The organism is Metabacillus arenae (assembly GCF_014773385.1).
Classification (GTDB): Bacteria; Bacillota; Bacilli; order Bacillales; family Bacillaceae; genus Metabacillus_D; species Metabacillus_D arenae.
In genome coordinates, this window is record NZ_JACXAI010000032.1 from 55,987 (window position 1) to 71,426 (window position 15,440).

12 protein-coding genes are annotated in these 15,440 nt (G+C 39.0%); 6 read left to right on the top strand and 6 right to left on the bottom strand.

From position 1 onward, the window contains the following. Nucleotides 1-55: 55 nt before the first annotated feature. The 5 genes from IC621_RS20165 to IC621_RS20180 all read right to left on the bottom strand — a co-directional run bounded on the left by IC621_RS20165 (nucleotide 56) and on the right by IC621_RS20180 (nucleotide 4,899). Entirely contained in the window at nucleotides 56-1,756 is a 1,701-nt protein-coding gene (locus IC621_RS20165) for a pyruvate oxidase (RefSeq protein ID WP_191160791.1), read from the bottom strand. 68 nt (nucleotides 1,757-1,824) lie between these two features. After that, nucleotides 1,825-1,959 (bottom strand): hypothetical protein, encoded by a 135-nt coding sequence (locus IC621_RS26920; protein WP_263576003.1) that lies wholly within the window; start codon nucleotides 1,957-1,959, stop codon nucleotides 1,825-1,827. 77 nt (nucleotides 1,960-2,036) lie between these two features. Next, on the bottom strand, nucleotides 2,037-2,282 hold the full coding sequence (locus IC621_RS20170; protein WP_191160793.1) for a twin-arginine translocase TatA/TatE family subunit: 246 nt from the start codon (nucleotides 2,280-2,282) through the stop codon (nucleotides 2,037-2,039). Nucleotides 2,283-2,317: 35 nt separating this feature from the next. Beyond that, on the bottom strand, nucleotides 2,318-3,769 hold the full coding sequence (locus IC621_RS20175) for an alkaline phosphatase PhoX (RefSeq protein ID WP_191160795.1): 1,452 nt from the start codon (nucleotides 3,767-3,769) through the stop codon (nucleotides 2,318-2,320). Between the two features lie 608 nt (nucleotides 3,770-4,377). Beyond that, complete coding sequence (locus IC621_RS20180; RefSeq protein WP_191160797.1) at nucleotides 4,378-4,899, bottom strand: DinB family protein; 522 nt, start codon at nucleotides 4,897-4,899, stop codon at nucleotides 4,378-4,380. Between the two features lie 379 nt (nucleotides 4,900-5,278). Between IC621_RS20180 and IC621_RS20185 the strand changes: the two genes are divergently transcribed. The 5 genes from IC621_RS20185 to IC621_RS20205 all read left to right on the top strand — a co-directional run bounded on the left by IC621_RS20185 (nucleotide 5,279) and on the right by IC621_RS20205 (nucleotide 11,090). Beyond that, nucleotides 5,279-6,994, top strand: a complete 1,716-nt coding sequence (locus IC621_RS20185) for an ABC transporter ATP-binding protein (protein WP_191160799.1) — start codon at nucleotides 5,279-5,281, stop codon at nucleotides 6,992-6,994. Between the two features lie 196 nt (nucleotides 6,995-7,190). Continuing rightward, nucleotides 7,191-7,871 (top strand): FadR/GntR family transcriptional regulator, encoded by a 681-nt coding sequence (locus IC621_RS20190; RefSeq protein ID WP_191160801.1) that lies wholly within the window; start codon nucleotides 7,191-7,193, stop codon nucleotides 7,869-7,871. Nucleotides 7,872-7,999: 128 nt separating this feature from the next. Next, the gene (locus IC621_RS20195) at nucleotides 8,000-9,310 is read left to right on the top strand and encodes an MFS transporter (RefSeq protein WP_396653085.1); all 1,311 of its coding nucleotides are present in this window, start codon (nucleotides 8,000-8,002) and stop codon (nucleotides 9,308-9,310) included. A gap of 56 nt (nucleotides 9,311-9,366) precedes the next feature. Further along, complete coding sequence (locus tag IC621_RS20200; protein ID WP_191160805.1) at nucleotides 9,367-10,356, top strand: ornithine cyclodeaminase family protein; 990 nt, start codon at nucleotides 9,367-9,369, stop codon at nucleotides 10,354-10,356. A 44-nt stretch (nucleotides 10,357-10,400) separates the two neighbouring features. Further along, nucleotides 10,401-11,090 (top strand): copper homeostasis protein CutC, encoded by a 690-nt coding sequence (locus IC621_RS20205; RefSeq protein ID WP_191160806.1) that lies wholly within the window; start codon nucleotides 10,401-10,403, stop codon nucleotides 11,088-11,090. A gap of 117 nt (nucleotides 11,091-11,207) precedes the next feature. On the opposite strand, the gene IC621_RS20210 is transcribed toward IC621_RS20205, so the two are convergent. Further along, nucleotides 11,208-11,438 carry a hypothetical protein gene (locus IC621_RS20210; RefSeq protein WP_191160808.1) on the bottom strand — a complete coding sequence of 77 codons (231 nt, stop codon included), beginning with the start codon at nucleotides 11,436-11,438 and terminating at the stop codon, nucleotides 11,208-11,210. A 638-nt stretch (nucleotides 11,439-12,076) separates the two neighbouring features. On the opposite strand from IC621_RS20210, the gene IC621_RS20215 reads away from it, so the two are divergent. Beyond that, entirely contained in the window at nucleotides 12,077-14,812 is a 2,736-nt protein-coding gene (locus tag IC621_RS20215; protein WP_191160810.1) for a GTPase, read from the top strand. The last annotated feature ends 628 nt before the right edge of the window (nucleotides 14,813-15,440 follow it).

The window sequence follows — 15,440 nt, forward strand, 5'->3', positions numbered from 1 at the left end:
CTCACCTCAGGGAGAGGCACAAGTTCGTAGTATAAATTTATAAAAACAGCCAATTTTAAAGAGGCGGCTTATGAATCTTCCCTTCTTGGAAAAATTCCTTCAGCATGTGGCGGGCATAGCCGGCAGCTTGTCCAAATGTAATTTTTGCAGGTAATGGTGCTTCATTCGCATCTACTACGACATCAATGATACATGGTTTTTTTTCAGAAACTGCTTTTTTCAGGGCTGGGAGAAGCTCTTCAGGCTGTTCCACTCTAAATCCAACTCCCCCGCAAATATCGGCATACTTTGCGAAATTTGGGTTTTGTAGATTGGTGCCGAATTCAGCGTTACCCATAACCTCCTGTTCGAATTTAATCATAGCGATTTTATGGTTGTTAAGAACAATAGCGACGAGTGGTAAATCATATTTTACAGCGGTGACAAAGTCATTCATCATCATTTGAAAGCCGCCATCGCCGCATATCGCGAATACTTGCTTATCTGGATAGGCAATACAACCGGCAATCGCCCCAGGCAGGCCGCAGCCTAAAGTAGCAAGCCAGCTTGAGATGACAAATTTTTGATTTGTCATGTTAAAGTGGCGGGCCATCCAAACGGTAACATTTCCGACATCTACTGAAAGAATGGCATCATCATCTGCTACTTCCTGAAGTGCGCGGATGACACGCTGAGGTTTGATAGGAGTAGAATGATCTTGTTCCTGCTCATATAATTTTGTTCGCCATTCTTTTAGGTTTTCCTGGCAACCCTCTAGGAAAGAACCATTATTGTCATTTTTGACTAATTCCATCAGGCTGTTTAAAGTCTGATGGGAATCACCGGCAAGTCCTACATCAACGGGATAACGCTTACCGATCTGGGAAGGATCCTTATCGATTTGAATGGTTTTTGCTTTTGCAGGAAGGAAGCCTGTAAATGGAAAGGAGGTACCGACCATTATTAGAGTATCAGCTTCTTCCATTGCAATCGTTGAAGGCTTTGTACCTAATAAACCAAGACCGCCTAAACAGTACGGGTGTTCATCAGGTATGATCCCTTTTCCCGGCAGACTAAGGACAATTGGTGCTTTCATTTTTTCGGCAAAAGCAAGAAGAGAGCTACTTGCTCCTCTGGCCCCTTTTCCAGCTAAGATGACAGGACGTTTTGCTTCATTTAAAATGTCGACAGCTTTTTTAATATCTTTTTCTTGCGGAAGGGCAGTAGACTGAACAAAGAACGAGCTTGTGATTCGAGCTTGCCGTTCTACTTCAAATTTTGGTATGTCATCAGGAATGATAAGAACAGAGACGCCTTTTTTATCATATGCGGCACGGATGGCCTGATTTAACACGGCAGGAAGCTGCTCAGCTGACATAACTGTCTGACTATATACAGCTACATCCTTAAAAAGATTGGCTAAATCAACCTCCTGAAAGAAATCTGTACCCATCAAATCTGTTTCAACCTGTCCAGCAATTGCTAACACTGGAGCTCTATCTAACTTTGCATCATAGAGACCATTTAATAAATGGATGGCACCAGGGCCTGCAATTCCCATGCAAACACCGAGCTTACCAGTCAATTTCGCATAAGCTGCTGCTGCCAAGGCTCCTGCTTCCTCATGTCTGACCTGGATAAACGTAAGTTGATCCTTTACTTTTCGAATCGACTCAATTAACGTATTGATGGAATCACCAGGCATTCCATATACATGGTCAACACCCCAATCAATCAGAAGCTCCATCATAAGGTCACCTGCTGTTGTTCTAAACATTTAAATACCTCCTAGCAATATGTACTAGAAGGTATTATATCCATTCAGATATAGATAAATGTAAGAACTTAACCTGCAGCCTTTTCATCAACTTTATTTACATGGGGAAGGTATAACGTTTTTAGCCCATTTCTTATATGCTTTGGACAAACGGCAATCACAATGGCTGCTCCTTTCTTCAAATTAGAGGTATTTAAAGGCATAATGGGAGGAAGACTCCTTTATCCAATATATAGAAAGATGTAGACAAAATCTTGCCTGCCTACATCTCTCATGGTCTTTAGCTTCCAGTTTTTGTTTTCTCTACTGTTTCTGTTTGTTGAACGGCATGAAGCTTTTTCCCTTCTTCTTCAGAAGCTGTTTTCTCCTGGCTATTACCATTTACAAGATCATTTGTGGCTTTTTTGAACTCTTTTAAAGTGTTTCCGAAGGCACGTCCAATTTCAGGGAGCTTAGAAGGTCCAAAAATAATTAACGCAATGACTAGAACAATAATTAAACCTGGAATTCCGATGTTTTGAAACATTTAAATTCCTCCTATAAATTAATTTTCAGTGTATCTTATAAGATAGGCATACCATGACGATGGAATGCAGCAGCTTCAAGCTCAGTGATACCTTGAACCTCTGCAAATCCTTTAAGCTTGTCCGAAATTTGCGGCGCAAGATGGATTGGAGGTGCAGCATGACCCATTAGCCTTTGGCGGCCAGCATTTTTGCGTGCGAACGGTCCCCAAATCGCATAAGTAATCCCTGGACTTTGAATATTTACGAAAAATGTTTTTCCGTCAGTAGAGAAGGTAGGCCCGGCTAATTCAGAATCATTCAGTTTGTTTTCGGCAAACACATAATTCTCACCTTCAGGCGTAATTCCGATAACTCGGTTAATGCCGTCGCCATCTTCCGCAATCCATAAGTCGCCCCATGGAGTAATGCAAATATTATCCGGCATTTCCAAATCGTTGATTTCTGATGATTCGTAAAAAAGCTCCAATGTGTTTGTTGCAGGGATATAACGGTAAATACGGCCAAGTTTTTTATCCCCGGCAGATGTATCATCAAACCAAAATACACCGCCTGCAAAATACGCGCCCTCTAAGCGGCTGAACTGGATGCAGCCTTTATTTTTTGCTTCAAGAGTAGGTTTTTCAGGATCCACATCTTTCCAAACAATTCCGAATTTTTGACCTGTATAAAACTTGCTTGCACTAGCTGTCACCATTTCTTCCATAGCCGCAGCCTGAAGTTTGCCGCCTTTTTGCAAGGCGCCTTGTCTTTGGCTCCGGTCTTTCGGAATAAAGCGATAAAGGAAGCTAGGGCCTCCGTCTTCTGTTAAATAGACAATTCCTGTTGATGGGTCAATAGCGGTTGCCTCATGTGAGAAAGCACCCATATCTCTAATCGGTGTTTTGGACAATTTACCTTCAGGATTATGAGGATCTACCTCGAATACATACCCGTGGCCTTCTTCAAGCGTTTCTTCACATGTAAGCCATGTCCCCCACGGTGTTTCACCTCCTGCACAGTTTCGAATAGTTCCTGCAGAAGTCACATATTCGTCGATTACTTTGCGATTCGGTCCTATAACAAGAGCAGTTGTACCCCCTGTATTGTCTTTATCATATGGGTTTTTTCCGATTACCGGGTATTTTGTGTTTCCAGTCAATTCATGGTTACGAACAAGGACTGTAGAATTTTTAGGTCCATTGAATGCTGCCATTCCGTCAAACATGGCAGGAATAGGACGCCCATCGGAAAGTTTACCGCCCTCTTCGGAGATGATGCGGTATTGGAACCCTTTTGGAAGATCAAGCATTCCGCCTGGATCTTTGACCAAAGGCCCAAAACCTGCTTTTCCTTTTTTTGCATGCTTAACCGGTGCTGCTAAAGAGTTGTTAGCACCGAGAGAGAGTACACCCGTAGTACCTAATGCTAATGCAGCTGTACTCAAGCCTCCTGCTTTTAGAAAGTCGCGTCTGTTCATGCTTTTTTTGTAAGGTTGGCTATTATCCATAATTTGAAATCCTCCTTTTTATAAGGGGTTAATCTTTTCTCTATAAAAAAACTAACAAACGTAATTTAAGCTAATATTTGTTTAGTGTGAATTTACTGTTAATAAAAAATATGCCAAAAGAATTAGCGGGCGGAAAAAATATAGAGTCATTTATCCTGGGTTGTCTGTACGGAATGTCACCAAATGACTATTTAACTGGCTTATTATTCTATATATGTTACTAGATTGAAAAATTACAGAGATAAATGAAAACAGAATTGTTAAGATTATTACAATGGGAAGGATAAAGAAGGAAAAAAGCCCATAGGAACGGAGGCATTTGAGAAAGGAAAGTTATTTTAAAACTTGCGTAATCTTTCATCAATATACCGGCATTGATAAAAAAGCAAACAACCTATAGGAAAAAGGTCGTTAGTTTCTCTCATGTAACGGACTTTTCTTTTGTGTTTTTGGGGAGAGGTTTTTTATTAGATGTTGAAGTTTATTAAAGTGTAAAGGGCATTTTTATAAAAAAAGAAATCGGCTATTTCGCCGATTCATCAATCTCACCTTTGTTCTTCAGAAAGATGTTCATTTATTTATTTAAATGATTAGCTGTAAAAGGCCTCTTAAGCCCTTCTTAAATACCGTTCCTCTAGTATCTTCCGGTGATGCATTTCGTGGCCTGCAATGATATATGCAATTGCCCGGGGCGTCGCGATTTGCTCGTTAGCTGTTCCGGTGTTCACCCAATCCCCGCTCCGCAAACTCTTAATTAGGTTGAGTGTAGCCTGCCGAGTGATGATGAAGCTGTCCAGAAGGTTTTCTAATGTGCGATCATTAAAGCATGCAGCTTTAACATATGTGTCTTCATCAAACCCTGTCAGCGGTGTAGCATCTCCGCGCCCTATCCGGAGCAGACGGTAGCACATGATGATTTCTGTATCAGTCATATGGCCAAGAACTTCTTTAATTGTCCATTTATCAGGTGCGTATTGGTACATACTTTTTTGTTCAGATATCCCCTTAAAAAGCGAAATCGTTTCTGCTAAACTATCATTTAAAATTTCTAGTAATCCTCCTTCGGGTACCATATTGATATATTCCTCGTAATAAGGTGCAAATTCATTATCATTAGGTTTTGAAAGCATTTGTCATTCTCCTTTCTTATACAAAATCAATCTGGTAATCAGAAATAAAGTTTGGCTTTGATCTATGAGATTGTTGTTTTAATATGCTTACTTTAAGAAATGATGAGCACAATGACCTGTTATGATGCCCAAGATACGGTTTTGAGTAGGAATCGGTCATCAAAGCCCACTTATGATGCCCAAGATTGGGTTTTTGAGTAGTTATTTGGCATCATAATCACTTATGATCCCAAGTTTTACTTTTTATCGGCATCATCCTCCTTTTGAACTTTTTACTAATAAGAGTAATTAGAAATATTATACAATAAAATTGCTATAAATGTTTTTTCGGAATATAATTTTGCTTAGACTAATTGGATTATTCAACAGGAGGTCTCATATGATTCTACGTTTTTTCTCTTATTATCGTCCTCATAAAAAACTATTTGTCTTGGACTTTAGCAGTGCTGTTGTGGTAGCCGTTTTAGAGCTTGCGTTTCCATTAGCTGTGCAATGGTTTATTGATGAGCTGCTCCCAAGTAATGATTGGCCTGCTATTGTCTGGGTAAGTCTTGGCTTATTGCTTTTATATGTCATGAGTACGTTTTTGCAGTATATTGTGAACTACTGGGGGCATAAGCTCGGAATTAATATTGAAACAGATATGCGAAAAGAGCTGTTTCAGCATGTTCAAAAGCAGTCATTCCGGTTCTTCGATAATACGAAAACAGGCCATATTATGAGCCGAATTACGAACGATTTATTTGATATCGGAGAGCTTGCCCATCATGGCCCCGAAGATTTGTTTATTGCCGTGATGACCTTTGTGGGAGCATTTTGGATCATGTTTACGATCAATGTGAAGCTTGCTTTAGTTTCCCTTCTTGTTGTTCCGTTTCTTGTATGGCTTATTGTTTATTGCAACTTAAAAATGAATAAAGCATGGAAACAGATGTTCAGCAATATTGCCGATGTAAATGCTCGAGTTGAAGACAGCGTATCTGGAGTTCGTGTCGTCCAATCATTTACAAATGAAGATCATGAGATTGCAAGATTCACAAAAAACAATGAGAGATTCCGTTTAGCGAAAATTGGTGCATACCGGGTTATGTCTTTTAGCTCATCAGGCATTTATATGCTAACTCGGTTGATTATCCTTGTTGTCCTTGTATATGGTGCTTGGTTAAGCTTTACAGGACAGCTTTCCTATGGAGAATTAGTTGGATTTGTTCTGTATATTAATGTTCTTTTTAAACCGATTGATAAAATCAGTGCGCTTATGGAGCTTTATCCAAAAGGAATGGCAGGGTTTAAGAGATTTACAGAGTTGATTGATAAACAGCCTGAGGTTGCAGACAGCAAAGATGCCCTGCAGGTAGCAGCCTTGGAAGGTGATATTCAATTTCGTGATGTAACGTTTAGCTATGAAAATCACAAGCCAGTGTTAAGCGGGATCAATCTGCAAATTAATGCAGGGGAAACTGTGGCTTTTGTTGGACCTTCTGGAGCAGGAAAGACCACAATTTGTTCGCTGATTCCTCGCTTTTATGATGTCGACGAAGGAGCAATTGCGATTGATGGGATCGATATTAGAGAAATGACAAAATCCTCGCTCCGTTCTCAAATTGGCATTGTCCAGCAGGATGTTTTTCTATTTACTGGAACGCTGCGTGAAAATATTGCTTATGGAATGCTGAACGCATCCGAGGAAGAGATTGCAGGGGCAGCTAGGCGGGCTCATCTCGAAGATTTCATTCAAGGTCTTCCTGATAAATATGAGACACAGATCGGGGAAAGAGGCTTAAAGCTTTCGGGCGGTCAAAAACAAAGGATCGCCATTGCGCGGATGTTTTTGAAAAATCCCCCAATCCTCATTTTAGATGAAGCTACATCCGCACTTGATACAGAGACAGAAGGGATCATCCAAAAAGCATTAACTGAGCTTGCAAAAGACCGGACTACACTTGTGATCGCACATAGACTTGCAACAATCAGAAATGCAGACCGAATTGTTGTTGTTACCGAAAATGGGATTGCTGAAGAAGGGCGTCATGATGAGCTGATCGATCAAGGAGGAATTTTTGCAAAGCTTCATAGTGTACAGTATCAGCAATAAGATTTTATTTTCTATAGGATGGCTGAGAGATCTTTTTAGAAATAAAAATGTGATTTTTTGGGGTATTTCTTTAAATACTCCTTTTTCTTTTCTTTAAAAATTAAAAGGTTAACAATATTGTTAATTGTCATAATATTCATATTATAGTAACCTATATGATAGGTAGATACATTTTGTTGATGGGAGGTGAGGGAATATGCAGCAGGTAAGAAAACAATTGGTTCATGAAATTGTCGCAGAGGAAGTAAAACAATACATCAGAATGAAACAGCTTAAAAAAGGGGACAAGCTGCCTTCAATAGGAGAGCTTGCTTTGAAATTCAGTGTCAGCCGAACGAGTATTCGAGAAGCAATGCGGCATTTAGAAGCTATTCATTTTGTCGAAATTGTTAATGGAAAAGGGATCCTAGTAAAGGATGCTGATTCCCATCAAATTCAAACTCGAATTCAAATTGAGAATGAAAAGACTTTCCTTCTTCAACTGTGTGATGTACGCAGAGGTCTTGAAGGAAGGGCTGTTGAGCTTGCAGCTCGTAATGCAACAGAAGACCAGCTAAATAGGATGGAAGCAAATTTAAAGATTTATGAACAGCTCCGAATATTAAATGAAGACACAGCAAAAGCCGATTTGCTTTTTCACCAGACACTATATGAAGCATCGCATAATCAAGTTCTTTGTAAAATGATCGACTCCGTCTATGATTCTTTTCATGAATTTTGGCAAAAGCCATTCGGAATTAAACGGATTTTTGAAGATACCTATCATTTACATGAAGAGCTCTTTCTATATGTGAAAGAAGGAAATGACAGCAAAGCGAGACAGACCGTTGAAAAACTAATTGATGTAGTTGAGAGCTCTATTAAGAAGCTTTTTTAACAAAGGTTACTGTATCTCCTCTTGGGGAGAGGCTGGTTGGGAGATTTTAAGCAAATGGTGATTAATTGACAATATTTAAAATGTCAAAAGCAACTATTTATATATGAACAAACAAAGGAGTGGGTGAAGTGAATCAGCAACAAGGGGAACAAAAAGTAGCAAAGAAAGCATTGATCGCCAGTTTAATAGGGAGCTCGATTGAGTGGTATGATTATTTTTTATATGGAACGATTGCAGCACTTGTATTTAGTAAGCTTTATTTTCCTTCTGGCGATCCGGCCGTAAACCTAATGCTCGCCTATGCGTCTTTTGCCATTCCGTTTTTTATAAGGCCGCTTGGCGGCGTGATTTTTAGTCATATTGGCGATAAAATTGGGAGGAAAAAGACCCTTGTTTTAACCTTGTCACTAATGGGAGGAGCAACGGTTCTGATTGGGTTGCTGCCAACCTATGAAGCCATCGGGATATGGGCACCCATTTTATTAATTGTTTTACGGCTTATTCAAGGACTCGGAATTGGAGGCGAATGGGGAGGCGCACTTCTTCTTGCTGTCGAATATGCCCCTGACAAGAAAAGAGGCTTCTTTGGAAGTATTCCACAAATGGGCGTACCCATCGGTATGTTGTTAGGGACGTTGTCGATCTCACTCATGACCCTGCTTCCGGATGCAGCATTTTTATCATGGGGATGGCGTGTACCATTTATTTTAAGCGCAATACTAGTATTTATGGGACTTTGGATTCGAAATGGCTTAGATGAGACCCCTGCATTCAAAGAGGCACAAAAAACAGGAAACATCGCAAAGGTTCCGTTGGTCGACACATTTAAATATCATTGGCGGGAGGTCCTTATAGCTGTTGGCGCGAAGGTAGTAGAGACTGGACCATTTTATATTTTTTCAACGTTTATTATTTCTTATGCGGCTGGTACGCTTGGCTTTGAGCAAAGCTCTGCCCTAAATGCGGTTACCATCGCTACTTTGATTACGACAATTATGATTCCGTTTATGGGTAAATGGTCGGATAAGGTAGGCCGAAAGCCGCTTTATATATGGGGTACTGTTGCGATGATGTTATATGCATTCCCTTATTTTTATTTATTATCTTTAGGGTCTGTCTTTTGGCTGACGGTGGCAACCATTATTGGCCTGGGAATCATTTGGGCGCCAATTACAGCCGTTTTGGGTACGATGTTTTCAGAAATATTCGCAACCAATGTTCGCTACACTGGTGTTACGGTCGGGTATCAGCTTGGTGCAGCACTGGCGGGTGGTACCGCTCCATTAATTGCGACTGCTCTATTAAGTAATTTTGGCAATTCCTCCATTCCAGTTGCAATTTATATTATACTAGCTGGTTTTATCTCTTTGATTGCCATGATGTTTATTCATACAACCAAAGCTATTGCGATTGAAAAACAGAAAAATTCTGCGATCTAGATTTTAGCTCAGATATCTTTTACCAAGGGTTATTGTCTATTAGAGGAGTGAATATGTTGCTGTTATTAAATGAACGAACAATTAGGAATCTCTATACAATGGAAGATTGCATGGCTGATGTGGAGAAAGCGTTTCGTTATGAAAAAGAGGGAAAAACGGTAACTCCTGTCCGCCTGTCAGTTCCACATGAAAAAGAACAAGCAGAAACCTTATATATGCCTTCCTATATCGAACCGGTAAACTATTCTGGCCTAAAAGTTGTCAGTATATTTCCAAATAATGCAAAGGAAGGAAGAAAGGTGCTGCAAGGCATTATTCTTTTAACTGATGGTCTAACAGGAGAACATGTTGCCTTGATGGATGCTAGCTATTTGACAATTATGCGAACAGGTGCCTCAAGCGGCGTGGCTACTAAGTATTTGGCAAGAGAAAATGCAAAGGTGTGCGCTGTTTTGGGTACCGGAGCTCAATCATTAGGACAAATTCAGGCGGTTATGGCCGTAAGAGAAATTGAACACATTCTCCTTTTTAATCGAACGCTTGAAAAGGCGGAAGGTTTAAAAGAAAAGCTGCATGCGTTATTTCCAAACTGGAAAGGAACAATTACAGTTCAGCAAGATGCCAATGCGGCCGTTAAAGACGCAGACATCGTGATTTGCAGCTCAAAATCCTCCACACCATTATTTGATGGAAGATCATTGAAAAGAGGAGCTCACATTAATGGAATTGGTTCATATCAGTCTCATATGCAGGAAGTGGATGTACAAACCTTGTACAAAAGCGGCAAAATAGTCGTTGACACTATGGAAGGAGCACTTCATGAAGCAGGTGACCTCATTGTGCCGATCGAACAGGGATTATGGAACGCTCAATCCATTTATGGAGAAATCAGTGAAATTATTACCGGCCAAAAAGAAGGGCGTACCGAACAGGAAGAAATTACTTTTTATAAAGCGGTAGGTATTGCTTATTTAGACACCATGGTTGCTCAAAGTGTGTATCAAAGAGCCTTGGCGGCTGATGTGGGGGAGACTTTTAACTTTTAAGGATGGACCGATTTCTATGAAAAAACTAGAAAGGGAATAAACCTATGATCATTGAAGTAATTGCTGATACGCTAAGCGATGCCATAGCTGCTCAAGAAGCTGGTGCCTCAAGAATTGAGCTGATAACAGGAGTAGTTGAGGGCGGTTTAACACCGAGCTATGGATTAATTGAAGAGGTTTGTGGAGAATTAAGGATTCCTGTGAGTGTGATGATTCGTCCGCATAGCAGAAGTTTTTGTTATTCAAATGAGGATGTAAGAATGATGCTTAAGGATATTGAGGTGTGCAAGGAATTGGGAGCAACAGGAGTTGTATTTGGCACACTTACTGCTGACAATCAGATAGACGAAGACACTCTCAAAGCATTACTAGATAAATCCGAGCAGTTGGATGTTACGTTTCACCGGGCATTTGATGAAGTATCTGATCAACTGGCTGCCCTGCAGGTAATTCAAAAGTATCCGCAGATTTCTAGGATTTTAACATCTGGCGGCAAACAAAAAGCCATGGACGCTGTGAGCGAATATCAGCCTTTGTTACAATGGACGGAAAATTGCGATCTTAATATAATGGCTGGAGCTGGGTTGACTCCTGAAAATCTTGAACGGTTTTTAAAGAAAGTAAACGTCAAAGAAATTCATTTTGGTTCAGGTGTTCGTTATGGAAATAGTTTATTGCGACCTATAGACCCAAACAAAGTTAAAGAAATCAGGCAGAATTGCCTTAAGCATTAGTTCTTTATAACTTCATCAGTGGGGGAAACCCCCCCTGAAAGGATTATTTTTTAAAAGCCTCATCCTCGTATTTAGATTGAGGTGAGGGTTTTACTGTCTGTTTAAGAGCAAAATAAATTATTCATCGACCTTTTTTCCGCCAAGTACTTGTCCCAACTGTTCAAAATCTTCGTTTTTCTTTTGAGAAAGGTGAAAAGGATTTCTTTTCTGTGTGAACTCTCTATCGGCTACTGTTTCAACTCCCATTTGTTTTCCTTGGGTCGAAGTTGAATCATTAATGATACTTTCATTTTTTCCGTCAAAATGAGGGGTTGCTTCTGAATGCTGAATTTCGCTGTCTTTTGGCATAGAATCATCTCCTTTTCTTCTTAAGTTGACTGAGAAGGGGAATTCTTATACCTAACTTTATTAAGGTTATAGGTTTATTTCTTCATTTAATGACAATGTGCCATGCGCCAATTTGGCTTTCTGGTACTTTATTTATAGTTTTAGAATGTTTAATTTGATTAAAGTATTCATGCATTAAAGTTAATTATGGGGAAACGTTGAAGGATTTCACATCCCCTATGTCTGACTCTACATATAATCTGTCCGATTCTCAAGATTTACTATCTGGGATCACAAGACTTACTTTCTGAAGTCAAGATATATTGTCCAAAATGACTATATATAGTCAGACTTCCTGCAATACTCTGTCTTGAACTTAAGAATTAATACCTAATGTTTTGTCGTTTTCTCCCGTAATTATTAGCGGGAATTTGTCGATATGAGCCAATTTGTGTTAATAGGCATTTTTAAAAGAATAAAAACCAAGTTTGCATCATTTAATAGTAGAGAGTCAGATTGTGCTTATATTCGCCTGAAAATCCTGATAATCAAAGGAAAAGGTGAAATTGATAAGCAATTGAAATTTATTTTCGACATTTTTCTGTTAGAATATTACTATAAGAGCAGATCGATTTGATTACATGTAGGTGGAGGAAATCATGACTGAAGAAACGCGATTAATTAATAAAACATATTATGAAACTTTTCTTGCTGACAGCAGTAGTCTGCATCCTGTTCAAGTGCTTGGCGAGGCTTATATGGAAGAGCAGACAAAGGAAATATACGATTTGTCTTATGTTCGCTATGCACAAGGCGAGGTCTATTTCCAGCATAAAGACTATGAAGCTGCCATTTTTAAATGGGAGAATATTAATAATGAGCTTGAGTCATGGGCGAAAAAGAATATTGCAGATTCTTACTATGAACTTGGACTCTTATCTTCTGCAGAGGATACATACACTGCGATAAATTCTGATTCTAAATCCCTTTCGATGGAGATTTCTTTGCAATTGTTCTCACTTTATCTAGAAAGAGGGAAGCTTGAGCTAGCTTATGAGGTGCTGGGCAATGCCATTGAGCTGGACCCGGATTATCCAAATGTTACGGAAATTGCAAAGAATTTTTATGAGGATCAGGTGGATTGGAAACGGGCAGTTGAATTGGCTGTTGCCGAATCGATCAGAACGGAATCGGTTGAATGGTTTGAAGTTCTCCTTAAGTATGCGGACAAAGGGTATACAAAGGCTTTTGCACCAGATTATTTCTATCAGGTACTAATAACGCTTTATAGAGCGAAACAGCAATACTTTAAGCTTGTTACCTCTTCCTTGTGGAATAATTATAAAACACAAGATACTTATTTATCTTGGCTTAAGACTGTGAATACGATCTTTTTAAATATAAATGTTAATGCGCGTGAATCATGGGAGGAACTTGCTGAACTCCATCAACAAACATATCTTGAATGTATTGCAGGACAATATTTGATCAAGGAACTAGAGGATGTTATTCCTGTTTTACTTGGAAACTGGCTTAAAATTACGAGTAAGTCAAAAGCTCTATTTGCCTCGACAGCTATATTGGCATGGAGTGAGGTATTTCCATCGTCAATTGATTCATCCGATTTCAAAGCTGCTGAAAACTTAATTTTTAATAATGAGCATGAAAAAATTAGTTTGGATAACAGTCTAGATCTCTTTAAAACATTAATGAAATGGGCAGAAAACAACCATCTTGAAGTAAGTTATTTAAAACCTTGGCTTGTTTCCCAGCTGTCTGATCTGCGGACAACTCGTATTGCCGTTGCAGGAATGATTGGAAGCGGAAAATCCTCATTTATTAATTCGATGTTAGAGGAGAAGCTTTTGGAAGGTCCGTCTCCAACTGTTTTCGTTCGGACTGAAAGCGATGTGACTGAGATGAATGAAATTTCTCATACTTCACAAAGACCGCTTTCTGATATAAGCGAGCTGCAGAAGGGAGCCATTGTTGAATTAAAATGGCCATCAAGGTTTTTACATCAAAACGATCTTTCCTTCATTCAACTTCCTGGGTTTGAGCAGGAAACAATTGATGGAAGTGAAACGCTTGATTACTTGCCGTTAGCTGATGGGCTGTTGTTTGTTTTAGATGCTGGTGATCCTTTTACTGAGGAGGAACTCAATCTTTTAGTAAAAATAAAAGAGAATGCTCCTGAAGTTCCTATGCATTTTTTGCTAAATAAAATGGATATTCTGCCGGTTGAAACAGATGTGAAAAAATTTGTGGAGGAAATGGAAATGAGGGTAAAAGGGTTTTTCCCTCAAGCTCAAGTATTCCCATACTCTTCCCTGAAATCAGTTTCCAAGCAGCAAGGATTGGCAGAGTTTATGAAAAGAGTGTTCCAATCAAACTCTTTGGCTCTTGAAGAATTACGATCAACAAAGCTATTATACTTAATCCGCAGGTCGCTGACAGAACTTCTAAATAACCGGGTTGCTATGGAAAACCATCTGATTGAAACTGTTCATTTCAATGAAGACATTTTAGGAAGATTAAATGGCTTGATTCATCACATAGAGGATTTAGAGGGTGAAAAGGTCAGGGAAATTAAAGAATCTTATCAATCTGTCAAAGGTGAAATGAGGAGAGATCTGTTAGAAAGCATCCCTGAATTACTTCGCGGCTGTGCCAATTTGTTAAGTGAGGATAGTGATTTTAGTCAAATTCATGTTGAGCTTAACAATAAAATGAATGACAAAATCCAGGCATATTTTAAAGAAGATTTAGTACCAAGATTCAGCGCTGCTCTTCAGGAATGGATTGAATCTTCCCATAAAGAGCTCCTGCAAAGCCAATCTCATTTAAATGAGATGTGTAATTCCTTTAATGGATTATATGGGGAAGAAAAGATGAAGCTGCAATGTGATTTTAAGGTAGTTGAGGATTGGCGCAGGGATATAACCCGGATGACGAATAGGGCAGAAGTAGAGGATGAAAATATATTATTACGCTTTAAACCAGCGGAATTTTTATTGAAAAGTGCAGGAAGACTGTTTGGAGCGATCCCTCAAAACAAAAGCTTGCTCTACAATCAATACAAAAAGTATTTAGAGAATAAAAATTATGATGATGTCGCTAAATCAATCGCAGATAAGTTCTTCCTTGAATTTAATCTGTTTGAAAAGGCATTAAAAGCCGATATCTCCATGTTTTTCAAGGCTCCATTCAGCTATTTGACAGAGACAGTGGCAGAAACAGAGATGGAGATAAACGAGGCTAAAGAAATGCTTGAAAAAATGGAATCAAACCCTGAAGTTTACTATGATCCGCTTAAGCTGTTCGAAGTAAGATTGCTGCAGTACGAATTTATGGTAAGGGCCAGCGAAGAAACACCTTATATCCATTCAAATTAAAAGGCTCTTTTCTAAATTGTTCTGGAGATAAAGTGGAGGTTTAAATAAAGGCAATCGGTGAATCGCCGATTGCTTCTAGTTTCACCTCTAGTTGTATATTCACTCTCGAAATCATCACCTATACAAATAGCAACAAAGTTTGTTAGAACAGCTATTAAAAATAAACAGAGCGTGCAAAAGGCTAACGGGTTTACTTGTAAGGTGCAAAACGGCAAATCACAAACCTTATCACATAGCAAAACTCATAAATTTTACAACACAATAAAAAAGGCTTAGAGATGCAAATATCTCTAAGCCTTTATTAAATTTTCACTTTTTTAAGTTGTACAAGTTAATTAGTCGCTAAAGCGAGTTTGATAAATAAGCGGAGAAATTTCTCTTATTTATCTAATAGCACTGAAAATAGCCAAAATAGACGGAAAGATTCCGACTATTGACTCGAAAAAAGTGAAAATGGGTACATTTGCTTTGCTTAATCGGAAAACCTCCGCTTATATACACCTAACTGAGCTCTATTCTACAGTTTAACCGGAAACCTCCGCTTATTTTAACTATCACTGGTTCCTCTATTAAGGATAAGACTTCTTATGTTTCAAAAAAACCAAGTGAACCTCATTTTGATGCGTTG